Below are 22961 nucleotides of genomic sequence, written 5' to 3' on the forward strand. Positions count from 1 at the left end.
GAGAAAAATAAAACAAGCAGAGGGGGAATGTGTGTGAATGAGAAAGAAGTGTACGAGATCTGTATGAGTGTAGATAGCATCATAGCCGATAAACTGACAGAATCAATCGTTGTTGGTACCAGTTATGACATGTTAGAAGCTCATTATGGCATTCTCCCGATCAGTAAAAATTGCTTTTACCGGAAACGTCGGATTGTGCAGAAATTCATAGAGCAGAAGAGGAGCGGGCGGACAGATGCGGATGGTGCGGTAATTATTTAAAAGTACATGGAAGTATATAGCGTTGAAAATTGGTACAAATCCACTAAATTTCCATGCTAAAATTACTATAGAGTAATAATTGAACATGGAGGATGGAGAGTGGAGAAAGAAAATGAATTAAAAAAGGAATACCTGAAACAATATGAAAAAGCAGTGCGTCAGATGAAACGCAGCGAGGAAAAGATCACAGAAATGCGTTTAAGCAAGATTATGCCATCTGTAGGCAATGACGGCATGCCACACGCACATAACAATACAGATCTATCTGCTTATGCTGCACTACTGGACGAAGAGGAAAGACGGTACATGAAAGCCAGATATCACAGAATCAAGCTGTGCCAGGAGATCACGGACAAGATAGAGCGGATGGATAATGAAGATGAAAAGGATGTATTGATGTACCGTTATATCCGGTTGATGAAGTGGGAGGATATCTGTGTGAAGATGGGATTATCATGGAGACGCACCCATTACATACATAATGATGCACTGAAACATTTTATAATTTAAAAGAGTGCATAGAAGTGCACACTCAAAATATGATATTGTTATACTAACCGAAAGGTTCAAAGGGAGATTGCGGCAGCAGTCTCTCTTTTTCGTGCTCACAACATTAAGCGGCTCCATGAAACCCAGGGGAGCCGCAACCTCCGTATGAATGGGGAGATTAGAATGAATAAAGAAAGATACAGTGATCCGACAGCCGAACAGGCGATTGCACATGTGATGAAAGAGTGTAGGGAAAAGAAGAATCAGGAAGGAAGTGATCCGAATGGCAAAAGGAAAATACGAATACTGGCTGACACCGGAAGGTTTACTGAAACTGGAAGGATGGGCGAGAGACGGCCTCACAGATGATCAGATAGCCCGCAATATGGGAATTTCACGCAGTACATTAAACAAATGGAAAAATGATCATTCGGACATTTCGGACACCTTAAAAAGAGGGAAAGAAGTTATTGATCTTCAAGTGGAGAATGCTTTGCTTAAGCGTGCACTGGGATATGAGTACGAGGAAGTATCTGAGAAATATGAATATGGTGAAATGACAGAAAGAAAAGTAGCAAAGAAACATGTTATTCCAGATACTACCGCACAGATCTTCTGGTTAAAGAACCGCCGTCCGGATAAATGGAAAGACAAACAGGATGTTCAGGTATCCGGTACCTTGGAAGCAGAGAAGACAAAGCTGGATGACCTGATCAAACAAATGCGTGGTGATGGATAATGAGCAGCCAGAGGCTGATTTTATCAGATAAATATCAGGACTTTATAAAACATGATGCACCTGTGGAAATGTTAGAAGGCGTGACGGCAGCAGGCAAAACAACAGTCGGCATATTCAAATTTATGCTTAAAGTTGCAGAGTCACCGAAAAAATATCACATCATTGCATCAAAGGATACCGGAACAGCAGAGAAGAACATCATAAACAAGGACCTTGGGATTATAGATGATTTTGGTATTCTTACAACCTATAACGGCAATGGAACAAAGGATGAAAAGATACCACATATCCTTTACCGGACCAGTAAGGGTGAAAAAATCGTGTATGTAATGGGGTATGGGGATAAAAAGAAGTGGCAGAAAGCACTCGGCGGTCAGTACGGATGTCTGTATATTGATGAGATCAACACAGCAGATATTGATTTTGTCCGTGAGGCAGCCATGCGGGCAGATTATATCATGGGAACATTAAACCCGGATGATCCGAGCCTGCCGGTGTATAAAGAGTACATTAATTGTTGCCGCCCATTGGAAAGATATAAAGACGATGCACCAAAAGAGATCAATGAGTTACTGACAGAGCCGGAAAAGGCTGGATGGACGCATTGGTTTTTTAATTTTAAAGATAACTGGGGACTTCCGCCCGAAAAGATAGAACAGATCAAAATGAACGTACCAGAGGGGACAAAGCTATGGAAGAATAAGATACTTGGACTGCGGGGCAGGGCAACAGGTCTTGTATTCAGTAATTTCAGCAGGAAAAAGCATGTTGTAACGAAAGAATATGCAAAACAGTTTATAAAAGACAGGCACCGGACAGATCAGAAAGAATGGTTCGAATGGTTTACTGCTGGTCTTGACACTGCATATTCCACAGAAAGTCCGGACACGATCGCAATGAGTTTTATGGGAATCACAAACTATGGAAGATTGTTTGTCCTGGATGAAAAGGTATATAACAATGCAAATATAGAAAATCCGATAGCACCATCGGATACAGTAAAGAACTATATTGATTTCCTGGAACGCAACAGAAAGGAATGGGGGTTTGCAAAAAATGTATTTGTGGATTCCGCAGATCAGGCAACGCTGACAGAATTCGCAAAATACAAAAGACTGCATAACGATTGCCTGTACCTGTTTAATAATGCATACAAAAAGGTTGAGATCATTGATCGAATCAATTTACAGCTTGGCTGGCTTTCCTATAACGAAAATGGGAAAGAGCCAAGCTATTTTATTGTCGAAACCTGCACTAATTATATACATGAGATGGAAGTATACAGTTGGCAGGAAGATAAAGATAATACGCCGGAGGACGGCAATGACCATATGATTAACAGCACACAGTATGGATGGATTCCGTACCGTGAAAAGATCGGAGTGAAACGAAATGAAGGTGGTAGATAAAATGGCAGACAGCATCAGAAGAGGTATCCGGAGTTTTTTGCAGATTGAACCTGCACAGCAGAATGTAATCATGATCACAGAGCAGCTTGATTTTAATGCAAATGCTGCAAAGAACCGTATCTGGTATCGTGGAAACGCAGATGAACTCAGCCAGTTGTATAAGAATCTTCCGGGAGAGGGAAACAGGACGCGTTTCTGGGCGGTGGTTCCGACGGTTGGCATGGAGATAGAGAAGAATCACACCGGCATACCGGGAATCATTGTGGATACACTGGCAGCGATTGTTGTATCAGATATGAACGGCATAGAAATCCAGGGCAAGTATCAGAGCATCTGGGATGATATTGCAAAGGACAACCATTTTGAGGAACTGATAGAGGATGCAGTTGCAGAAACACTTGTGGTTGGAGATGGAGCATTCCGGATCAGTTTTGACCCGGAACTGTCACAGTTTCCGATTCTGGAATTTGTTCCGGGCGATCAGGTGGAATATGTATACAGCAGAAACCGGCTGAAAGAAATCATATTCCGGACAGATTATTTTTATAATAGTCAGAAATATACGCTGGAAGAAACTTATGGAAGAAAGTACATACGCAGTACACTCTTGCATGGCGGTAAGGAACTGCCGCTGAATTATATCCCGGATACCGCAAATCTTAAGCCGGTGATCACATGGCAGGATGATTTTATGATGGCAGTGCCATTTAAGGTATTTAAGAGCAGCCGGTATAAAAACCGTGGCGGCTCTATTTTTGACAAGAAAGCAGACAGTTTTGACAACCTGGATGAGTGCTGGTCACAGTGGATGGATGCACTCAGAAAGGCAAGAAGCAAAGAATATATCCCAGAAGGTTTACTTCCGAGGAACCCCAATACAGGAGAGGTCTTAAAGCCGAATGCATTTGATAATGCGTATATCCAGCGTGATATGAATATGTCAGAGGGTGCGGCGGCAAAAATTGATCTGGTACAGCCGACGATTCCGACAGACAGTTATCTGGGGACTTATACCACGGCATTAGATCTTTGCCTGCAGGGTGTGATCTCACCGTCAACACTTGGGATTGATGTAAAAAAGCTGGATAACGCAGAGGCACAGCGTGAGAAAGAGAAGGCAACGCTGTACACCAGAAATAAGATTGTGGATGCATTGCAGAATGTTCTTCCGCAGTTGGTAGATGCAGTATTGAAAGCCTATGCAACGTGGAATAAACAGACAGTTGAGGACATTGATGCAGATATTCCATTTGGCGAGTATGCAAACCCGTCCTTTGAAAGCCAGGTAGAAACAGTATCAAAGGCAAGAACCGGGCAGATCATGTCGATTGAGGCATCGGTAGAAGAGTTGTATGGGGATTCCAGAGATGAACAGTGGAAGATGGAAGAGATTGCAAGGCTGAAAGCAGAACAGGGCATACAGGATGTAGAAGAGCCGGGGATAGATATGGATGTCCTTGACATAGAGGACGAGGACATGAAAGGAGATCCAACAGGTGAAAGTAAAAGTGATGAACCGGATATACCGGATGAGCAAAAAGGAGTATCAGGGACTGCTAAAGATAGCCAGTCAGCAGGTAAAGATGGGGATATACGCGATAGAAAAGAACGATTACGCGGAACTCCGAAAGGATCTGTGCAGCAGAACAAAACTAAAGGAACTGACAAGACAGTATAAACAGCAGGGATTTAAGGTGTACGCAAACGGCAGGTGATTATATGGCAAAGATCAACGATGAATATGATATTGGTGCCGCATTTGCAGCAGTTGAAAATGAACTGATGGCGTCCATGATCCGGAATATGAAAAGACACCGTATCGAGGAAGTGGATGAAAAGAAAGAATGGGAAATGTGGCAGGCATTGCAGTTAAAATCTTTAGAGCAGTATAAGAAAGCAAATGCGAAAAGATTTCAGAACCAGTTCCATGAGATCAACGGTCAGATAGAATCACTGCTGTATGCTGCAAAAGAACAGGGCGGCATGGAGCAGGAAATAAAGATCTTAAGGGCAATCAAAAAAGGATTCAAGCCGCCGAAACAGAGAACCGGATCCACAGCAACCACAGCAGAGTTCTTTAAGCTGAATGACAGGAAACTGGATGCTTTAATCAAAGCGACACAGAATGATCTGAAAAAGGCAGAAACAGCAGTACTCCGTATGGCAAATGACCAGTACCGCAAGATTATATTCAATGCACAGGTATACGCCAATACAGGGGCAGGAACCTATGAGAAAGCAGTAGATATGGCAACAAAGGATTTCTTAAGCCGTGGCATCAACTGCATTGAATATGCAAACGGAGCACGCCACACGATAGCTGATTATGCATCCATGGCAATCAGGACTGCCAGTAAGCGTGCATACTTACAGGGCGAGGGGGAAATGCGAAAGGAATGGGGAATCTCAACGGTTATCATGAATAAGCGTGGAAACCCATGCCCGAAATGTCTTCCTTTTGTTGGAAAGATACTGATTGATGATGTGTGGAGCGGTGGAAAATCTTCCGATGGTCCTTATCCATTGATGTCATCGGCAATCGCAGCGGGACTTTATCATCCACGGTGCAAGGACAGCCATACAACATACTTTGAGGGAATCAGCACACCGCCGGATAGTAAGTTTACCAGGCAGGAAGTGAAAGAGATTGCAGACAGCTATCGAGCAGAGCAGAAACAGCAGTATGCAAAACGGCAGGCGGACAGGTTTGGGAGACTGGCTGAGTATTCGTTGGATGAGGAGAATCAAAAGAAGTACCAAAAGAAAGAAAGGTTTTGGAAAAATGCAGCGAATGAATTAAAATATATCATTTCAGGTGGCGCAGAAAGACAAATAAGAGAATTTAATAACAGTTTAGATGATATATCAGATTTTAATGTACGGACACTGCTTTTTCAGTCGGGACAGCGAGTAAAAATAAAAACTTCTGAAAATAAAAAATCATATTTTGATCGTAATAAAAAAATTGTTTATCTCGCAAAATCTGTGGAAAAAGGAACTGTTGCACATGAATTGTTTCATGAAATAGATAACACATATCGAATTACGGAAAGTGGGATGTTGAAAGAAAACATTCAAAAAGATTATCAACGTCTGCAATATTTTTCATCTGGCTATGGAACTGATATAAAAAATATGTTATATTCAAAATATGAAGAGGCTTTTACCAATGGAAGAAACGGTATAAAATTAAGACCGGAGTATAGAGGAATATCTGATATTTTAAATGGAATGTCTGATGGAAAAATTAACTTAGGATATATTCATAGTAAGGAATATTGGAAAAGGGATAAAGCAGTAGAGTCAGAGACATGGGCGCAATTTGGTAGAATTTTATATGATCAAAATGAAGAGGTCCTAGATATGTTAAAATTTGTATGCCCTAATACATATGAAGAAGTAATGAGTACTTTGAAAGGGATGATAAAATAATGTGGCATGGCAGCATGACGAAAGAATTAGAAAATTTATATGATCAATATTATAAAATGTTTGGGGTAGAACCTGATGGATATCAGGAGATTGATTACGGTCAGGGAGAATACAGTGATTATGTAAATGATATAAAGACCGCAATAGAAAACAATACAGAATTACCAGACATCTATGAGTAGTACCACCAGTCAGAAATGATATGGTGGTATTTTTATACCAAATTTTAAGAAAGAGAGGATGAAACTAATGAAAAAATTATTTATCAGTCAGCCAATGAAAGGAAAAACAGATAAGGAAATCAAAGAAACGAGGAAGAAAGCTATAGAATATGCAGAGATGTTACTCGGTGAGAAACTAGAGGTTATAGAATCGTTTTTCGAAGGAGCTCCAGCAGAAGCAAAACCGCTATGGTTCTTAGGAAAATCAATAGAACTTCTATCACAGGCAGATGTTGTTTATTTTGTTAAAGGCTGGGATATGGCTAGAGGATGCAAGATAGAACATCAATGTGCGGTAGAATATGGTATTAAGCGAATCGAAGATTAAAAACAATGAACAGCCATGGAGCCGCTTTCTATATTTAAGTTGCACCGGTGCAACCGGAGCAAAGAAAGAAATCAGACAGCCACAAGGCTGTTATTTTTATGCCCGAAGGCATACCGAACAGAGTGTTCGATAAAAAAACTACGCGGAGACACCGGAGCACACAACAGAGTGAGACACACATAAAACTGGACAGGGAGACACCCGAACAACTGAAAGGAGACACTATGAAACAGAACACATTACCGTTTAACTTGCAGTTCTTTGCGGAAGGTGCGGGGGATGCAGGCACAGACACCGGAGCCAGAACAGGCACAGGTGCAGATCATCAGACAGGACAGCAGACACAGCCGTTTACATTCGATTATGAAAAGCTGGCTTCTATCGTGAATGGAAAACAGAGCGTCACAGAAGATACCGTGCTGAAAAATTATTTTAAGCAGCAGGGATTGTCCCAGGATGAAGCAGCACAGGCAATGCAGCAGTTTAAGGAACAGAAGGCAAAGAGTACACCGGATGTCAGCGCAATGCAGACACAGCTGACACAGGCGCAGACACTTGCACAGAGGGCAGAGGTGGAAAAGGCAGCAGTATTAGAAGCTGTGGAACTTGGCTTGAACGCAAAGACGATCCCGTATGTCCTTAAGATGGCTGATCTGTCAAATGTTACCGGACAGGATGGCAAATTAAACACCGAGAACTTAAAGAATGCCATTAACAAGGTACTGGAAGATGTACCACAGTTAAAACCGGCACAGGAGTCACAGAGAGGATTTCAGATCGGCGGTAGTGGTGGAGAACAGCAGACCGCACAGAGCGATCAGCTTGCGTCAATTTTTGGCAACAAAAAATAAGAAAAGAGGTAGAAAAGTATGTCAGTATATGATTATGCAGAATTATTTGCACAGCAGTTAGCACAGAAGTACAGCAGGGAGATGGTGTCAAACGATCTGACATTATCAAATCAGGGGATTAAGTTCTTAAATGCGCAGACCATCAAGATTCCAAGATTAACCGTTTCCGGCTACAAGGATCATAACCGTGGAAGCATGGGTTTTAACACCGGAACCGTGGCAAATGACTGGGAGCCAAAAAAACTGACCCACGACAGAGATATTGAGATCCCGATTGATCCGATGGATATTGATGAGACAAATCTTGTTGTTGAGATGGCAAATATCCAGAATGTTTTTGAGGAAGAGCAGGCAATCCCGGAAAAAGACAGCTACCGCTTCTCAAAGTTATATGCAGAAGCAAAAACGTATAAGACTGCTGGAGCGGTTATTGACAATACAGTCCTTACAGCCGCAAATATCCTCGACTGGTTTGATGAGCAGATGGCGGTCATGGATGATAAATCTGTCCCACAGGAAGGAAGAATCCTGTATGTTACATCTGCAATCAACAGACTGTTAAAGAATGCGGATGGCATTACCAGAACCATCAATGCGGGGGCAGCAGGTGTTATTGACCGCCGGGTACATGGTTTAGATGATGTTGTAATTAAGACCGTACCATCTGCAAGATTCAAAACAAAATATGATTTTACAGATGGATACGTACCGGCGGCAGCAGCAAAACAGATCAATATGATGCTTATACATCCGTCCTGTGTCATTTCCCGTGACAAATATGCATATATGAAGCTGTTTACACCGGGCAGTGATTCCCGTACAGCAGACAAGTATGTATACCAGAACAGATACTATACAGATACTTTCCTGATCGAAAGAAAATCCTGTGGTATCGCGATCAATGCAGAAGCGGAGGGTTAAGAGTATGACAGCAGAAAAAGATAATAAAGTTTACACCATTGATGAGAGCATGAAAAACCACTATGCGGCAGAAGGGTACGACATCAAAGATGATGACGGCAATGTGATCACACATGGTAAAGGAAAGACGGTATCTTATGAGGAATACCAGAAAGTAGTACAGGAGCTGGAAGCCTTAAAGAACGGCACATCTGCTGAAAAGACAAAAAGTACTGCATCTGCCAAAAAGACGAAAGAAGAGGATGCGTAATGTATCAGCCTTACGCGGATGCGGCGTATTACAGGGATGTGTATGGCGGTGACACGATTCCGGAAGAAGACATTGAAAAATGTCTGTGCACAGCTAGCCGCCATATCGATTCCCTGACCTATAACCGTATTATAGGCCGGGGAATCGAAATGCTTTCCGGGTTTCAGCAGGATATCATACAGGAAGTGTGCTGCGAGATGGCAGATTTTGAGTATGAAAATGCGGATATGATCCAGAGCGTACTGCAGAATTATTCGATCAATGGTGTGACAATGGGATTTGGAAGTTCCTGGAACCTGCGGACAATCTCCGGTGTGGCAGTAAGGGCAGATACTTATGATAAGCTGTCACAGACAGGCTTGTGCCAGTTGGTCTTAAGAGGACGGTGGTAAGATGAAATATCCATGTCTGATAGATAAAAGATTCTGCAAAACAGAAATACATGTGGAAATAGAACCGGAAGGATTAGACGTATACGGACGCCCTCTCACACCTGTTGTTTATGATGGGAAATGTAATTATCAGGATAAGGCTAAGACGATTCTGACTGCCGAAAAAAAGCTGATAGAGGTAACCGGAACGGCATTGTTTCCTGGGGATATTGCACCGGATCTGCCGGTAATCAGCGGCGGTATGGTTACAATATTTGGTGTGGAGCGCAGGATTGTGCAGGGAACAAAAGCAAGGAACCCGGATGGCACGGTAAATTACACAGGATTGGAGTTGATATGATGAGAGTAGCATCACAGGTAAAGATAAACAGCAGCCGTATCAAACAGCTTACGCAGGCAGCAGTGACTTCTTTGGTGCAGACGGCGGACAAATTGCATACAGAGGTTGAACAGGCGCAGGTAATTCCGTTTCGTACGGGAGCATTACAGAATGAATCCACGTTTCTTGACAGGTCTGAGGCGATAAATGGAAAAGTATCACTGGTTCACAGTACACCTTATGCAAGGCGTGTGTATTTCCATCCGGAATATCATTTTAGAACAGATGAAAACCCGAATGCAAAAGGTAAATGGTTTGAGGACTGGATGCCTGGTGGCAAATATGAAAAATTTGCTCCGGATACATTTAAAGAAATGTACAGGAGGAACGCAGGGTTATGATCACATTGAATGATATCAGGGATTATATTGCAGGACTGGGGATTACTGACGATGATCATTGCTATTGCGGTAAGATGCCGGATAAGAAAGAAAAGTCAATCGGCACTTATCCATTAAAGAACAGACCACCGAATAAAATACCGTTGGGTGGTATGGAAAAAGCATCCTATGGCACAAAAGCCATTTCTTTTCTGGTGCATTGGAATAAGATCCCATCAGAGAGTGAAGAGGCGGCAAATGTCTTGCAGGAAGCATTGCAGAATTGTGAAAACGTAACGATTAACGGACAGACGATCAAATTTATAAATATCACTTACGGCGAGCCGATTCCGGTAGATACGGATGAAGATGGTATTTATGAATATGTGATCGAATGTCTTTTTTATTATGAAAGGAAGAAGTAAATATGGGAAATCAGAAAAGTACAGGAGTCTACCCATGTTATAAAAACCAGTTCAGCGTGGGTGCCACAAAAGAGACTGCAACAGGAATTGCAGATGCGGAAACCTTTGATGTTTCTTTTGACAATGGTGTAGAAGAATGGAATCCGTTTGATACAGAGGGATGGATAAGACGTTTGCAGACATCGAAAGGCATTACGATTTCAGTAACGGCAAAAAGAAATGTCGGAGATACCGGCAATGATTACATTGCAGGAAAAGCGTTTTTGAACGGACGCGACACAGAAGGTTACTTTGCATGGAACTTCCCGGATGGAACGGTTGTTGCATTTGAGCAGGCAGTTATCAATGTAACAAATATCGGTGCGGGCGATTCTACAGCAGTTGCACCACTGGAATTTGATGTTATGAGTAATGGAAAGCCTACAATCACACTTCCGACATCCATGGCATCATCGGTACCAATAAGCAAATAGAATAACCACAGGGCTGTGCACTAAGGTGCATGGCTCTTTCTTTTAGGAGGAAAATAGAATGGCAAAAGTGATTGATATTACAGAGAAACTGGATTTTGATACAAATCCGAAGATTGCAATCAAAGGTAAAGAGATAGAGGTTAATGCGGATGCAGAAACCGTATTGAAGATCATGGGAGAATTTGGAGACAAAGGCGATGCATCACCCAAATCTATTTTGTCTATGTACGAATTAATTTTTTCTGACAGATCAAGAAAAGAGTTGGAAAAAATGAAGCTGTCATTTAAAGATTTAACAACAGTGGTGCATGCAGCTATGGAACTTATCATCGGCGAGGATGAAGCCGAGGGGGAGCAGTGACCCGTATTATGACCTGTTAGAGGACTTTGATTTAGTTGTGGCATCATTCCAGACACAATACGGGATTCGTCTTTCAAGAGAATTGAAAGATATGAAGTGGAATGAATTCTGCATGCTCCTGTCCGGTATGCAGCCGGAAACACCGCTGGGGCGCATTGTATCAATACGCGCAGAGGACGACAAAGAGGTATTAAAGCACTTTTCGAAAGAGCAGAAACGAATCCGAAGTGAGTGGAGAAACAAGCGTGCCAGGATGGTACCTGTGAATGACAGAGACACCTTTTTAGAGCAGATGAAACAGGCATTCATCAAGATGGCGGGAGGCGTGGAGCAATAGAGAAGATAAAACAGAAAGGCAGGTGAGAAATATGGGCGAAAGTGTAGGAGAGATCGGACTTGATCTTGTTGTAAATGAAGGCAGTTTTAAAAGGCAGATGGCAGGAATTAACAGCCTTGCGAAAAAGGCAGGTGTTGCCCTTGCCGCTGCTTTTTCTGTAAAGAAGCTGATTGACTTCGGGAAAGAATGTTTGGAACTGGGATCTGATCTGGCAGAGGTGCAGAACGTTGTTGATGTAACGTTTCCATCTATGACAGCGCAGGTGGATAAATTTGCAAAAAGCGCAATGACATCGTTCGGTTTATCAGAGACCATGGCAAAGCAATACACAGGTACTTTTGGTGCAATGGCGAAGGCTTTCGGGTTTACGGAGCAGGCGGCCTATGACATGAGTACCACACTGACCGGTCTTGCCGGGGATGTGGCATCTTTCTATAACATATCGCAGGATGAAGCATACACGAAGTTAAAATCAGTATTTTCTGGTGAGACAGAGACGCTAAAAGATCTGGGTGTCGTAATGACGCAGAACGCATTGGATGCTTACGCACTGGCAAACGGTTATGGCAAGACGACTGCTAAAATGTCAGAGCTTGAAAAGGTATCTCTGCGGTATGCATTTGTACAGGACCAGTTGACAGCAGCAACCGGGGATTTTGCCAGGACATCTGATTCGTGGGCGAACCAGGTCCGTATCATGAAGCTTCAGATGCAGTCCTTTATGGCTACGGTTGGTCAGGGACTCATTAATATTTTTACACCAGTCATTAAAGTCATTAATGTGGTAATTGGTAAACTCATGACTCTGGCGAATGCGTTTAAAGCATTTACAGAGCTGGTTATGGGGAAAAAATCGGCAGGTGCACAGGTAACCGGAACAGGAAAACAGGCAACTGACAGTTTAAACAGTGCTGCAGGCGCGGCAAGCAACCTTGCAGATTCTACAACAGGGGCAGGAAAAGCCGCAAAGAAAGCTGCAAAGGAAATGCGTTCGCTGATGGGATTCGATACGGTAAATAAATTAGACAGTAATTCGGATTCTGACACAGATTCTGGCAACAGTTCTGGTTCAGGCGGGGCAACAGGCGGTGGAATTTCCGGAGCTGATCTTGGAACAGGCGCATTATCAGAGATGGATAGTGCAACCAGTGCATTTGCTGAAAAAATGGCAGGCTATTTTGAGAAAATCAAAAAGGCGATAGAACCAACGACAACAGCACTGAAAAATCTTTGGGACAACGGATTAGCAAGGCTTGGAACATTTACATGGAATGCATTAAAGGATTTTTATGAACACTTTCTTCTCCCAGTTGGGAAATGGGTATTGGGGAAAGGATTACCTGAGTTTATCAATACTTTGAATGACGGGTTAATGAAGATCGATTTTAATAAAATCAATGATTCATTAAAAAAGTTGTGGGATGCGCTTACTCCGTTTGCTATCAATGTGGGTGAGGGGTTGCTGTGGTTTTGGCAGAATGTATTAGTACCACTCGGAACATGGACCATGAATGAAGTGGTTCCAAGATTTTTGGATACTTTAAGTTCTGCAATAACAATACTAAATAGTGTTATCGACGCCTTAAAGCCACTCTTTCAGTGGTTCTGGGATAAAGTGTTGGAACCTTTGGCAAAATGGGCGGCAGATACATTTTTAAATGCATGGGATGCAATTAATGATGTTTTGAAAAAATTTAGTGATTGGTGCAGTGAGAATCCAGATACAATTCGAACCATCACGGAAGTTGTGGGTGCTTTCTTTCTGGCATGGAAGGTAACTGAGCTTTTAGCATTTATAGAACAATCTGGAGGGGTTATAGGCGCACTAAGACTGATAAAAGATGCTCTGATCGGAACGACAGCAGCGAAAATTGCTGATAAAGCTGAGACGATTGCGTTAACAGCAATGTATGCAAAAGACTTCGTGGTGAATCTGGCAAAAGGAACTGCTGAACTGATAAAACAGGCAGCTCAGTTTGCTATTAATACAGCACGAAAGATCGCTGATACTGCAGCACAGATTGCACAGACCGCAGCTACGGTGGCGTGGAATGCAGTGTGTGCTATTGCGACAGCAGTTACAACGGCATTAGGTGCGGCATTTACTTTTTTAACCAGTCCGATCGGTTTAGTTATCATTGCGATTGGCTTACTGATTGCTGCCGGTGTTATGCTTTATAAACACTGGGATGAAATCAGTGCGAAAGCAAAAGAAATATGGGAAAGTATTAAAAAAGTAATATCAGAAAAGATAGAAGCTGCAAAACAGAAGATAACCATTGTAGTGACTGCAATCAAGGCGTTCTGGTCAACAACGTGGGATGCAATAAAGCAAAAAGTCAGTGATATATGGGATTCTGTGAAGGCATTGATTTCGGCACGTATTATGCTTATAAAAAGTACCATTAATGCAGTGCTTTCGGCGATAAAAGCGATATGGAATCAGTCATGGAACGCAATAAAGCAAAAAGTCAGCGGAATATGGGGGTCTATAAAATCCTTAATCTCTACCAGAATAAATGTGATAAAAAATACCATTAGTGCTGTACTCTCTGCAATAAAAGCAGTATGGAGCCAGTCGTGGAACGCCATGAAAACTACAGTTACAAATATTTTCCAGGGAATTTGGTCAACGATCAAAGGGATTATCAACAGTATCCTTGGTGGTATCGAGAAAATGGCAAATGGTGTTGTTTCCGGTATAAATGCAGTTATCAGAGCGTTGAATAATCTGTCATTTACGACACCAGACTGGTTACCGGATGGACTGGGAGGAAAAACGTTCGGTTTTCACATTGGCGAGATGTCTAATGTAAGCCTGCCAAGACTGGCGCAAGGCGGTTATGTGAAGCCAAATACGCCACAGCTTGCTATGATCGGAGATAACAGGCATCAGGGAGAGGTCGTTGCACCAGAGGATAAGTTAGAAGAAATGGCAATGCAGGCGGTTAAAAACGCATCTGTTGCCGGTGGAATCACACGGGATGAATTAGAGAAGATAATCAATAATGCAGTTATGAGAATTGTTTCTGCTTTATATTCAATGGGATTTAACATCAATGGAGAACAGCTTGCCAAAGCGGAAAAAATGATCCAGACGGGAATAGACCGCAGATTCAATACGGCAGAGATTGTATAGGAGGCAGACATGTTTTTATTAAAGTGCGGAAACACAGATCTTCCGGGTCCTGTTAAAATGTCAGTCAGTGATGAAATCATCTGGTCATCGGATACAGGAAGAACATTAGACGGAACCATGATGGGGGATATTGTTGCAGAAAAGAAAAATCTGAAAATAGATTGGTCGTGGCTTACCGCACAGCAGGCGGCTCTGATAAAGAGCTGCCTTGTTGCCGGGTTCTTTCCAATCACATTTCAGGATTATGGAACCAATGTTACGATAGAAAGTTATCGAGGGACGATCAGCAAGGATGTTGGAGGTTATGTCGGAGATGGAGTTTTTTATTATAAAAGCGTCTCTGTGGATATTGTTCAAAGGTAGGTAAAAGTATGATTGCATCAAGCATGGCATATAAAAAAGCGATAAGGGGTAGCAGGATCATGTCGATACATGATCAATATATATTTAAAAATGGCAGCAGGCCTGATATCGGAACGATCGATTTTATGAAGTATGAAATCAATGAAGCTGTAAGTGAACAGAGCACATTTTCTATTGGGGCAGCAGTTATTAAAAAATATACGGCAACACTCAACAACATGGAAGAAAAATTTAGTGACTTTGATTTTGAAGGATTGGATATTTTAGCGCGAGTTGGATTGCTGTTAGAAGACGGGACTGTGGAGATTATACCAAAAGGTAAGTATCGATGTGTGAACGCAAAACTGAATGAAAGCACTATTGATCTGGAGGCATACGACAGTATGCTTTTTTTTGACCGCCCATATTCAGAAAGTACATTACAATATCCGGCAACTATCACACAAATCATTAATGATGCATGCGTGCACTGTCAGATGGCTGTGGATGAAAAAACAATTCCGTGGGGCGGACATATCATCAAAAAACGTCCGGATGATAAAGATCTGACATTTCGGGATATGATCGGATATTGTGCACAGATCATGTGTTGTTATGCAAAGATAGATCATCTGGATAAGCTTTCGTTTGGATGGTACGACTTTGAAACATTGGAAAAGATGCAAAATGGATATGATGGTGGAAATCTGGCAGATTATGCTACTGGGGATAAACTAGATGGCGGTAATTTTAAAGATTACAGTGAGGGTGATTTTTATGACAGTGGAAGTTTCCGGGATACTTATGAATATCATCATTTTTATTCACTGGGAAGTCAGAGTATTAACACGGATGACATTATTGTAACCGGCATAAAAGTAACATCTGAAAAAACAGATGATTCCGAAGAAGAAAGCTATATGTATGGAGGTGATGGTTATGTATTGTCCATCGAGAAAAATCCGTTGATTCAGACGGGAGATGTTCAGATTGTTGCAAGTTATATTGGCAAAAAGATGGCAGGAAAGAGGTTTCGACCATTGAGCATTTCATGCCAGTCAGATCCATGCATTGAGGCAGGAGACTGTGCCTGTGTGACAGACAGAAAGCAGAGAACATTTTTCAGTGTGATTTCAAATACCACGTTTTCGGTTGGTTCAATGCAGAAAATTGAATGTACGGCGGAAACACCAACGGAAAACAATTACACAAAGTACAGCGCGACAACAAGGTTGCTTGATGCTGCAGATCGAAATACTAAAAGAAACTTGTCCAATTATGATATTGCAGTCAAGAGACTCACAGATCTTATGACACAGTCATTTGGACTTTATAAAACCGAGGAAGTGCAAGAAGATGGGGCCATTATTTTTTATATGCACAATAAACCGGAAATTTCTAACAGTTCGACTATATGGAAAATGACAGCAGATGCTTTTGCGGTAAGTACAGATGGTGGAAAAACCTGGAATGCCGGCATGGATTCCCAGGGGAATGCGGTTGTGACGATTCTAAATGCAATCGGTGTGAATGCTGACTGGATCAATACAGGAAACCTGATCGTAGGTGGCAAAGATCACAATGCAGACGGTTCTATAAGAATTTATGACAAAGATGGAAAAATCATTGGAATATTAAATAAAGATGGAATTGATCTGAATGGATCGTTTCACAGCAGTGGTGTGTGGAAAACGAAAGATACAGATGAAGGAACAGAACTCGAAATTAAATATACAGTTTCTATCGAAAACGGAAGTATTCGACTAGAAACGGAAAGTGGACGCTGTATAAGTATTAGGCTTATCGAAGGGACACCGCGTATAAACGTTGGGTATGATGACGGATCAGGCTCATTCATTGATTCGGAAAAAGTATCTTCGTATTATGTGGACGCTAAACAAGTAAATTCAAAAGAAATTAATAGCGATAATGTATCCACAAATGATATACAGGTTGCAGAAAACATACAGATTCAAAAGAATATAAAAGGAAAAAAAGGCGATGTTGTAATGGAAATGGGAGAAACGGCATATGCTGCAAGATTTCCACAACATACGGTGTTCGAGAATATTACAATTAATAAAGGTGTAATACAAAACCTGACTACTAGTAAGACGGATTTCTATTTTATAGGTTCTGGAGGAGCTGGTATAGAGGGGAGTTTTGTTAGATCAGGAGTGTTTGTTGTTTTATATGGAACAGCTCATGTAAGTTCTTTGGATACAAATAAATATATGGAAATTCCGATGGTTGAAGACGTAAAAAACCCTGTACCTGATGAGTTGCTTCCAAAACATTATAGAGTAAAGACAACGACTAACGGACCGGGGGGTCGAATTTTTATGTTCACTTTTAATACTAAAGGTTTAATGCAAATAAGAAATTGTGGAAGTAAATACGAAACAGATACGGCAGTAGATGTTACATTTCGCTTTGATTATTTCCTTATATAAGGGGGGGAGTGATAAAAATGGCAATACAGATGCGAAGAGGAAATAAAGCTGATTTTGATCCATCAAAGATGTTGCCCGGGGAATGGGCAGTAGCGATTGATGGCGACACACAGAATCAGATTGTATGGATGTGTTTCCGAGCTGGAGTTGTTAAACGTATGGGAACATATGAGGATTTTAAAGAACAGATCAGGGAAGCCACGGCTGAAATTAAGAATGAATATAAAGAAGAGTTTCAAACAATTCTTGGCGAAATTGAAAAATTGGCGGAACAGACCAGCGAGAACAGGAATACGGTTGTACAGATTAGAGATGATACAGTTAATACATATTTGCCAAAGATGCTGGAATATGTAAAAAAAGCAGAATCTTCAGCAGAGAAAGCAGAGGCAAGCCAGCAACAGACAGCAGAAAGTGCAACCAAGGCACAGAGTTATGCTGTTGGTGGTACAGGAAGCAGAGAGGGCGAGGATTCTGACAATGCCAAGTATTACTATCAGCAGGCAAAAGACATATCAGAAGGACTTAAAGGTGGATTGCAGCCACACGGAACAGTTGCATTTGCAGATCTTCCGGCACTTGCAGATGTTAGCACAGGGTGGATGTTCAATATTTCAGACGAATTTACAACCACGGATGATTTTAAAGAGGGAGCCGGGAATACAGTTCCGGCCGGCGCAAACATCTATAAGACGTCAGATGGCAAGTGGGATGTGCTGGCGGGGACACCTGTAACTGGAATCAAAGGAGCGAAAGAAACATCTTACCGACGTGGAAATGTTAATCTTACGCCTGTGGACATTGGAGCGTATGCAATAGAAGCTATTGATGAAATGATGAAAAAAGTAAGTATTCCACTTTCACAGGAATTAGCAGTCGTTGGTACAGAAGACGATCAGCTCATAGTAGAGGAAAGTAGTGGTTGGCAAACAGTCAATTATTTGGAAGGAATAAGTGGTTCGCTAAAAACTATAGCGCAACAGCTTATGGCGTTAAACAGCGGTTTAACGAACCATATAAATAATGTAATGCAGGCTCAGACATCAAGTATTTACGGAACCCAGGTAGCCGTTCCAAATAACACGCAGACATTAGTCAATCAATTAGAGGTTAAGGATGATGGGCTATATCTTATCCGTTCTCAATGTACATTTGTTGCCGCCAGTGTTGGTTATCGTGATGTATCAATAAAAGTAACTGACAAAAAAACAAATATGCTCGCAACTCGTGGAAACGCAAATACGATTGCTCTACCATCGCCAGTACAAACGTGTCTGCAATGTCAGACTATAAATGCACTTAGCTTACATAGTGGAGACAAAATTGGACTGTATGCAAATCAGAATAGTGGTGCTACCTTAAACGTAAGTGAATCTTATATTTCAATAACCCGTTTAAAATAACTATGAAAATGTGCCAATTTTGATATTATGCCATTTATCGTCACCCATGTTTGCACTTCTATAAGATGCTATGAGGTTGTTACTTGAATCTACAAATATTTGAAGCATTGTTTGGTTAACAGCACCATGAAACAATATCATTTGATTAGAACTATTTTGAATTTGGACTTTTTTCGTTAAACCGCTGTTTTACAAAAAAAATGAGGACAACTTGGCACAAAAGAAAATAACTGCAGAAATATAATAAAATCAAAAGTCTAAGAGCCGATTACATGACCATGTGTTGTGTAGCCGGCTCTTTTAAATAACAAGCCTACGGGCAGAAAGAGAGGAAAAGAATAATGAAAGAATTTGACAAAGTAAACATGATTTATGGAGTAATTGCCACAATAGGGGTGGCACTGTTCGGGAAGTACTGGTTCCTGTTTTTTGGATTTCTGGTATTAAATGCGGTTGATTACATTACCGGATACTGCAAGGCGAAGTTCTACAAAAAGAACGAGTCCAGTGCGATCGGTGCAAAAGGAATATTAAAAAAAGTGTGGTACTGGATTGTAATTGGTATGGCATTTTTTGTTTCGATGAGTTTTGTACATATGGGGGAGATCATCGGTATTAATCTTTCGTTTGTGCAGCTCTTTGGATGGTTCACGCTGGCAACATATTTGATTAATGAGGTTCGCAGCATTTTGGAAAATCTGGTTGAAATGAATGTAAGGGTACCGGCGTTTTTGATTGCCGGACTCGATGTGACACAAAAATTGCTTGACACCAAAACAGAGATTAAGGAAAGCGAGGAATAATTATGGCAAATAGAAAAACCGGACAGGCTGGTCTTGCACTTATCAAACAGTTTGAAGGCTGCCGGTTGGCAGCTTATCAGTGCTCTGCCGGTGTATGGACGATTGGATATGGGCATACTGCCGGTGTATACAAAGGGATGAAGATCTCACAGGCACAGGCGGACGAGTATTTAAAACAGGACGTGGCAAAGTTTGAAAAGTATATCAACAACCCGTCTTATGTCCCATTTACGGACAAACTTAACCAGAACCAGTTTGATGCACTGGTCAGCTTTGCTTTCAACTTGGGACAGGGCAATGTGAAAAAACTGTGTACGGGCAGAACAATGAATCAGATACCGTCTGCAATGCAGCGGTACTGTAGGGCTGCTGGTAAAACATTACCGGGATTACAGCGGAGAAGAAAAGCCGAAGCAGCTCTCTATAATAAGAAAGTAGAGAGTTGCACCGGTGCAACCACTACCACAGTGAAAGAAACGGAGGATTACAACATGAATACAATTAAAAAAGGCAGCAAGGGCAATGCGGTTAAGGTATGGCAGATCATCATCGGTACGACGGCGGATGGCAATTTCGGCAGCGGCACGGAAAGCATGACAAAGACATGGCAGAAGAACCATGGACTGACGGCTGATGGAATTGTTGGAAAGAACTCTTGGAAAACGGGGTTAGAATCGTTATAAAAATTGTAGTTTATTTGAATGAGAGAGCCAGTGCGGAGAAATTTGTACTGGCTTTTTTGTGAAATTCGCCAAAGATTTAACATATTGTTGAGCGTTGAAAAAAAATATGGTAAAGTCATATCAGAACAAATGTTCATTAACAAAATAAAAAACAGATCAGAAAACGTTGGGACGAAAACTAATCTGCTTATCTTAATTAAGATAATTACAGTATACCATAACTTGGCATGTTTTTCAAATTATATTGCGAAAATTGACATAAATAGTATAATAAAAGAAAAAGCGTTGGGAGCGTGACGAATATGTTAAATATACCAATTTTTATGGATAATGACGATTATTTGCAAAATCCGATTGTAAAAAAATTTTGTTTCGAAAACGGTTTAAAAGTTTACAATACTAGACCCGATTGTTTAAAAGAAATAAAACATTTTGCCGATATGTCATTAGAAAATGAAAAAAAAGTTTGTGAATGGTTGAGGCGTGTGGCGAAAGAGGGAAGTAAAGAAATTTGTTATCGGGCGATAAATAGCGTACCTGATGAATACTTTAATTATGAAACAATGAGTAATGTGTTGAAGAGTGCATTTCCTAATTGTGTTTTTTCAGATGTTGTTTCATATAAAAATACATACCAAAGGACGTTGATAAATTATGAAATTATAACGAATGCAAAGAAAGAAGTATCTATAATATCATTTTGTTTTTCATCATTGGTGTTGGTGGGAGATAGTGGAGGGATAGGAGAAGAAATAGCATATCCAGTTTATGTAGACATATATTTAAAAGAAAAATTTATATTTAGTAGAGCAAAAGCTAAAACTACTATATATAAATATGTTGACGAAGAAAAAAGATTAACCAGTACTAATCATATTATTGCATCTGATTATGCGGTTGAATGTATTGATGAAGTTTTAAAAAAACTAGAATTGAATTGTATAAGCGAGTCCAAAAGAGCGCAAGATAGATATCAAAAAATTATGTATAATCTGTATGAGGTGTTTTCTTTTACACCATTAGAAGTGATGAAATGCGTACAGTGCATTAGAGGGGAACTTGCTAATTTTGTTGACGCAGTGTTTACCACGTTTAATTTGGATCCTAAAAATAAAGAGACCGCAATGACAGATATGTCAATTTTTATCGAAAAATTTATTTCTATAAACGGAAATAATGAAGATTTATTTAAAAAGGGAAGAGACGCATATTTAATAAAGGTAGGTGCTGATGATGAAGCTGAATTAACTTCAATTAATACATCATCTAATTGGAGAGTACCATTACAATGCACAGAAGCATTTTTTGATAGTAAAAAATCTGTAATGAGTGGCCATAGATGTAAAAAATTGTCATTATGTTTTAAAAGACAGGAAACGAAGTATTTTGGTAAGGCTCCATTTGAGGTCCGATTTTTCACATATAAATCATATGGTGTACTTAAGACCAAGCAGTATGCGGAGGAGGCGGATTTGAACAATGTTTTACAATATTTTTTCGAGTGTGCCAGAAGAAGTTAATGCTGAATATGTTGTTCAGTTTGATTATTGGCTTGCAACTATTCCGGAAAGAAAAACTAAAAATATTACGGCATCAACTGTGTGTAGTCAGTTAGGTGGGAGGATTTTTCAGGCTGAATATCTTCTTGAATTTGCAAAAAACGCCGGAATACTAAGCAGACATTATATAGTGTACTGTCCGGTATGTGGTAGTTGTCTTGATGTATTAGAAACAAATGATGATATTGCAAACGTTCTATTAAATCCAATATATTGTCGTGAATGTGATGAAGAAAAAAACATCTCGCCGAGCGATATATATAATGCATATACAATTATTAAACGACCAGATGCAAGTGATCAAGAAATAGAAGAAGCAATTAAGAATAGAATATCAGAGGAAAATGAAAAAATAAATTTTACGGAGGCTGATTCATTAGTACAGAGAACTTTTTTATATAATTGTTTCTATAGTCCAGATGAATCAGCGTATGTTAAATTCAAACAAATGAGAGAATGTTTGGATAAGGACTATGGAGATAACAAAACAGCAAAGGGCGCTGCATTAGAAAATTTGATATGTGAAATTTTTAAATATGTTAAGTATGCCAAAAGATCAACAAAAGTTCGAAGTGAAATAAATCAATTTGATTGTGTTGTTTTGACTGATGTAAATACAAAGTATCCTAGTGTATTTAATTATATGTCACCAATGTTTATTATTGAATGTAAAAATGAGAAAAAGAAATCTGGAAATACATATGTAAATAAACTGATAGGTATAATGGAGAAGAATGAAGCAAAATTAGGTATCTTATTTGCGAGAGGACGTGTTGCAGCGACTTGTAATAAGACAGCATATATGCATTATTTAACAAAAAAATTTGCGCCTAAACAAGAAATCATTATCTGTATGGACGATAATGATTTGAATTATATAATTGACAAGAGGGTAAATTTGCTTGAGTATCTAAATTATAAAATTTGTAAGTTTACAAGTAATTCTAATAATATGACATGGGAAATGTTTGAAGTAAATGAAGAGTAAAGG

At 40.4% G+C, this 22961-nt stretch carries 26 protein-coding genes; all 26 read left to right on the top strand.

What is annotated here, in order from left to right:
• The first annotated feature begins 27 nt into the window (after window positions 1-27).
• Complete coding sequence (locus tag H8S51_RS08925) at window positions 28-261, top strand: ABC transporter ATP-binding protein (RefSeq protein WP_241070980.1); 234 nt, start codon at window positions 28-30, stop codon at window positions 259-261.
• A 99-nt stretch (window positions 262-360) separates the two neighbouring features.
• Entirely contained in the window at window positions 361-771 is a 411-nt protein-coding gene (locus H8S51_RS08930) for a DUF1492 domain-containing protein (RefSeq protein WP_241070981.1), read from the top strand.
• 262 nt (window positions 772-1033) lie between these two features.
• Window positions 1034-1489: a transposase gene (locus tag H8S51_RS08935; protein WP_186898881.1), complete on the top strand. Its 456-nt coding sequence runs from the start codon at window positions 1034-1036 to the stop codon at window positions 1487-1489.
• Window positions 1489-2898, top strand: a complete 1410-nt coding sequence (locus H8S51_RS08940; RefSeq protein ID WP_186898880.1) for a terminase — start codon at window positions 1489-1491, stop codon at window positions 2896-2898. The genes H8S51_RS08935 and H8S51_RS08940 overlap by 1 nt, the downstream gene beginning before the upstream one ends.
• Window positions 2882-4576: a capsid protein gene (locus H8S51_RS08945; RefSeq protein ID WP_241070982.1), complete on the top strand. Its 1695-nt coding sequence runs from the start codon at window positions 2882-2884 to the stop codon at window positions 4574-4576. Before H8S51_RS08940 ends, H8S51_RS08945 begins: the two co-directional genes overlap by 17 nt.
• 41 nt (window positions 4577-4617) lie before the next feature.
• A complete protein-coding gene (locus H8S51_RS08950) occupies window positions 4618-6330 on the top strand; it encodes a phage minor capsid protein (protein WP_186898879.1) in 1713 nt (570 codons plus the stop codon).
• Window positions 6331-6344: 14 nt separating this feature from the next.
• Window positions 6345-6512, top strand: a complete 168-nt coding sequence (locus tag H8S51_RS08955; protein WP_241070983.1) for a hypothetical protein — start codon at window positions 6345-6347, stop codon at window positions 6510-6512.
• A gap of 67 nt (window positions 6513-6579) precedes the next feature.
• A complete protein-coding gene (locus H8S51_RS08960; RefSeq protein ID WP_186898877.1) occupies window positions 6580-6879 on the top strand; it encodes a DUF4406 domain-containing protein in 300 nt (99 codons plus the stop codon).
• A 224-nt stretch (window positions 6880-7103) separates the two neighbouring features.
• Window positions 7104-7730: a hypothetical protein gene (locus H8S51_RS08965; RefSeq protein ID WP_186898876.1), complete on the top strand. Its 627-nt coding sequence runs from the start codon at window positions 7104-7106 to the stop codon at window positions 7728-7730.
• Window positions 7731-7748: 18 nt separating this feature from the next.
• A complete protein-coding gene (locus H8S51_RS08970) occupies window positions 7749-8651 on the top strand; it encodes a capsid protein (protein ID WP_186898875.1) in 903 nt (300 codons plus the stop codon).
• A gap of 4 nt (window positions 8652-8655) precedes the next feature.
• Window positions 8656-8901 carry a hypothetical protein gene (locus tag H8S51_RS08975; RefSeq protein ID WP_186898874.1) on the top strand — a complete coding sequence of 82 codons (246 nt, stop codon included), beginning with the start codon at window positions 8656-8658 and terminating at the stop codon, window positions 8899-8901.
• Complete coding sequence (locus H8S51_RS08980; RefSeq protein ID WP_186898873.1) at window positions 8901-9293, top strand: head-tail connector protein; 393 nt, start codon at window positions 8901-8903, stop codon at window positions 9291-9293. The genes H8S51_RS08975 and H8S51_RS08980 overlap by 1 nt, the downstream gene beginning before the upstream one ends.
• 1 nt (window position 9294) lies before the next feature.
• Entirely contained in the window at window positions 9295-9633 is a 339-nt protein-coding gene (locus H8S51_RS08985; protein ID WP_186898872.1) for a hypothetical protein, read from the top strand.
• Entirely contained in the window at window positions 9630-10013 is a 384-nt protein-coding gene (locus H8S51_RS08990) for a hypothetical protein (protein WP_241070984.1), read from the top strand. Before H8S51_RS08985 ends, H8S51_RS08990 begins: the two co-directional genes overlap by 4 nt.
• Window positions 10010-10417, top strand: a complete 408-nt coding sequence (locus tag H8S51_RS08995) for a minor capsid protein (protein ID WP_186898871.1) — start codon at window positions 10010-10012, stop codon at window positions 10415-10417. Before H8S51_RS08990 ends, H8S51_RS08995 begins: the two co-directional genes overlap by 4 nt.
• Window positions 10418-10419: 2 nt before the next feature.
• Complete coding sequence (locus tag H8S51_RS09000; RefSeq protein ID WP_186898870.1) at window positions 10420-10890, top strand: phage tail tube protein; 471 nt, start codon at window positions 10420-10422, stop codon at window positions 10888-10890.
• Window positions 10891-10948: 58 nt separating this feature from the next.
• Entirely contained in the window at window positions 10949-11251 is a 303-nt protein-coding gene (locus H8S51_RS09005) for a hypothetical protein (protein ID WP_186898869.1), read from the top strand.
• Complete coding sequence (locus H8S51_RS09010) at window positions 11199-11588, top strand: Gp15 family bacteriophage protein (protein ID WP_241070985.1); 390 nt, start codon at window positions 11199-11201, stop codon at window positions 11586-11588. Before H8S51_RS09005 ends, H8S51_RS09010 begins: the two co-directional genes overlap by 53 nt.
• Window positions 11589-11619: 31 nt before the next feature.
• On the top strand, window positions 11620-14727 hold the full coding sequence (locus H8S51_RS09015; protein WP_241070986.1) for a phage tail protein: 3108 nt from the start codon (window positions 11620-11622) through the stop codon (window positions 14725-14727).
• Window positions 14728-14736: 9 nt separating this feature from the next.
• Window positions 14737-15090 carry a hypothetical protein gene (locus H8S51_RS09020; protein WP_186898868.1) on the top strand — a complete coding sequence of 118 codons (354 nt, stop codon included), beginning with the start codon at window positions 14737-14739 and terminating at the stop codon, window positions 15088-15090.
• 59 nt (window positions 15091-15149) lie between these two features.
• Entirely contained in the window at window positions 15150-17522 is a 2373-nt protein-coding gene (locus H8S51_RS09025) for a hypothetical protein (protein ID WP_186898867.1), read from the top strand.
• Between the two features lie 17 nt (window positions 17523-17539).
• A complete protein-coding gene (locus tag H8S51_RS09030; protein ID WP_186898866.1) occupies window positions 17540-18925 on the top strand; it encodes a hypothetical protein in 1386 nt (461 codons plus the stop codon).
• Between the two features lie 341 nt (window positions 18926-19266).
• The gene (locus H8S51_RS09035; RefSeq protein WP_006857518.1) at window positions 19267-19728 is read left to right on the top strand and encodes a phage holin family protein; all 462 of its coding nucleotides are present in this window, start codon (window positions 19267-19269) and stop codon (window positions 19726-19728) included.
• 2 nt (window positions 19729-19730) lie between these two features.
• Window positions 19731-20411, top strand: coding sequence for a glycoside hydrolase family protein (locus H8S51_RS09040; protein WP_186898865.1), 681 nt, complete (start codon window positions 19731-19733; stop codon window positions 20409-20411).
• Window positions 20412-20713: 302 nt separating this feature from the next.
• Entirely contained in the window at window positions 20714-21931 is a 1218-nt protein-coding gene (locus H8S51_RS09045) for a hypothetical protein (RefSeq protein WP_186898864.1), read from the top strand.
• Window positions 21891-22958 carry a restriction endonuclease gene (locus H8S51_RS09050; protein WP_186898863.1) on the top strand — a complete coding sequence of 356 codons (1068 nt, stop codon included), beginning with the start codon at window positions 21891-21893 and terminating at the stop codon, window positions 22956-22958. Before H8S51_RS09045 ends, H8S51_RS09050 begins: the two co-directional genes overlap by 41 nt.
• Window positions 22959-22961 lie beyond the last annotated feature (3 nt).

Source organism: Roseburia rectibacter, from assembly GCF_014287515.2.
In the GTDB taxonomy this organism is placed as follows: domain Bacteria; phylum Bacillota; class Clostridia; order Lachnospirales; family Lachnospiraceae; genus Roseburia; species Roseburia rectibacter.

Excerpts from the sequence above, each read along its gene's own strand:
- H8S51_RS08925 (WP_241070980.1), top strand. The coding sequence starts at position 28 with ATGTGTGTGAATGAGAAAGAAGTGTACGAGATCTGTATGAGTGTAGAT.
- H8S51_RS08935 (WP_186898881.1), top strand. The coding sequence starts at position 1,034 with ATGGCAAAAGGAAAATACGAATACTGGCTGACACCGGAAGGTTTACTG.
- H8S51_RS08940 (WP_186898880.1), top strand. The coding sequence starts at position 1,489 with ATGAGCAGCCAGAGGCTGATTTTATCAGATAAATATCAGGACTTTATA.
- H8S51_RS08945 (WP_241070982.1), top strand. The coding sequence starts at position 2,882 with ATGAAGGTGGTAGATAAAATGGCAGACAGCATCAGAAGAGGTATCCGG.
- H8S51_RS08950 (WP_186898879.1), top strand. The coding sequence starts at position 4,618 with ATGGCAAAGATCAACGATGAATATGATATTGGTGCCGCATTTGCAGCA.
- H8S51_RS08955 (WP_241070983.1), top strand. The coding sequence starts at position 6,345 with ATGACGAAAGAATTAGAAAATTTATATGATCAATATTATAAAATGTTT.
- H8S51_RS08960 (WP_186898877.1), top strand. The coding sequence starts at position 6,580 with ATGAAAAAATTATTTATCAGTCAGCCAATGAAAGGAAAAACAGATAAG.
- H8S51_RS08965 (WP_186898876.1), top strand. The coding sequence starts at position 7,104 with ATGAAACAGAACACATTACCGTTTAACTTGCAGTTCTTTGCGGAAGGT.
- H8S51_RS08970 (WP_186898875.1), top strand. The coding sequence starts at position 7,749 with ATGTCAGTATATGATTATGCAGAATTATTTGCACAGCAGTTAGCACAG.
- H8S51_RS08975 (WP_186898874.1), top strand. The coding sequence starts at position 8,656 with ATGACAGCAGAAAAAGATAATAAAGTTTACACCATTGATGAGAGCATG.
- H8S51_RS08980 (WP_186898873.1), top strand. The coding sequence starts at position 8,901 with ATGTATCAGCCTTACGCGGATGCGGCGTATTACAGGGATGTGTATGGC.
- H8S51_RS08985 (WP_186898872.1), top strand. The coding sequence starts at position 9,295 with ATGAAATATCCATGTCTGATAGATAAAAGATTCTGCAAAACAGAAATA.
- H8S51_RS08990 (WP_241070984.1), top strand. The coding sequence starts at position 9,630 with ATGATGAGAGTAGCATCACAGGTAAAGATAAACAGCAGCCGTATCAAA.
- H8S51_RS08995 (WP_186898871.1), top strand. The coding sequence starts at position 10,010 with ATGATCACATTGAATGATATCAGGGATTATATTGCAGGACTGGGGATT.
- H8S51_RS09000 (WP_186898870.1), top strand. The coding sequence starts at position 10,420 with ATGGGAAATCAGAAAAGTACAGGAGTCTACCCATGTTATAAAAACCAG.
- H8S51_RS09005 (WP_186898869.1), top strand. The coding sequence starts at position 10,949 with ATGGCAAAAGTGATTGATATTACAGAGAAACTGGATTTTGATACAAAT.
- H8S51_RS09010 (WP_241070985.1), top strand. The coding sequence starts at position 11,199 with ATGCAGCTATGGAACTTATCATCGGCGAGGATGAAGCCGAGGGGGAGC.
- H8S51_RS09015 (WP_241070986.1), top strand. The coding sequence starts at position 11,620 with ATGGGCGAAAGTGTAGGAGAGATCGGACTTGATCTTGTTGTAAATGAA.
- H8S51_RS09020 (WP_186898868.1), top strand. The coding sequence starts at position 14,737 with ATGTTTTTATTAAAGTGCGGAAACACAGATCTTCCGGGTCCTGTTAAA.
- H8S51_RS09025 (WP_186898867.1), top strand. The coding sequence starts at position 15,150 with ATGTCGATACATGATCAATATATATTTAAAAATGGCAGCAGGCCTGAT.
- H8S51_RS09030 (WP_186898866.1), top strand. The coding sequence starts at position 17,540 with ATGGCAATACAGATGCGAAGAGGAAATAAAGCTGATTTTGATCCATCA.
- H8S51_RS09035 (WP_006857518.1), top strand. The coding sequence starts at position 19,267 with ATGAAAGAATTTGACAAAGTAAACATGATTTATGGAGTAATTGCCACA.
- H8S51_RS09040 (WP_186898865.1), top strand. The coding sequence starts at position 19,731 with ATGGCAAATAGAAAAACCGGACAGGCTGGTCTTGCACTTATCAAACAG.
- H8S51_RS09045 (WP_186898864.1), top strand. The coding sequence starts at position 20,714 with ATGTTAAATATACCAATTTTTATGGATAATGACGATTATTTGCAAAAT.
- H8S51_RS09050 (WP_186898863.1), top strand. The coding sequence starts at position 21,891 with ATGTTTTACAATATTTTTTCGAGTGTGCCAGAAGAAGTTAATGCTGAA.